Here is a 277-nt window from a genome sequence, read left to right as displayed (position 1 = left end):
CATTACTTGGGCACACTGCACCAAATAAGTATCCATACTCAAACTGCTGTTGTTTTGTTGCGCGAGGCCTAGAGCCTGTTTCAGCCCATAAGCGTGTTGTTTGATTTTGTTGTCCAAACCGTGCTTCATCTTGAAACCAAACATCAATGCGATCTAAAGGGAGATGTCCTGGGGTGTGAAGGATCGTTTCCACTTGGAACTTTTTTAAAAGCCTCTTGGCTTTCTTTTGACTGCTTTGGGTGCTTAGAACGGCTTGTGATCCAGCTAAACCCACGCT

Annotated in this window: 1 pseudogene; it reads right to left on the bottom strand. The window is 45.1% G+C overall.

From position 1 onward, the window contains the following. Window positions 1-277 (bottom strand): annotated as a pseudogene (locus H5158_RS23015) (IS630 family transposase); the annotation flags it as partial.

This window comes from Pseudoalteromonas sp. SR45-6, from assembly GCF_014163545.1.
In the GTDB taxonomy this organism is placed as follows: Bacteria; Pseudomonadota; Gammaproteobacteria; order Enterobacterales; family Alteromonadaceae; genus Pseudoalteromonas; species Pseudoalteromonas rhizosphaerae.
The sequence above is the reverse complement of the archived record's forward strand: the minus strand, read 5'-3'. Positions and strand labels throughout refer to the sequence as shown.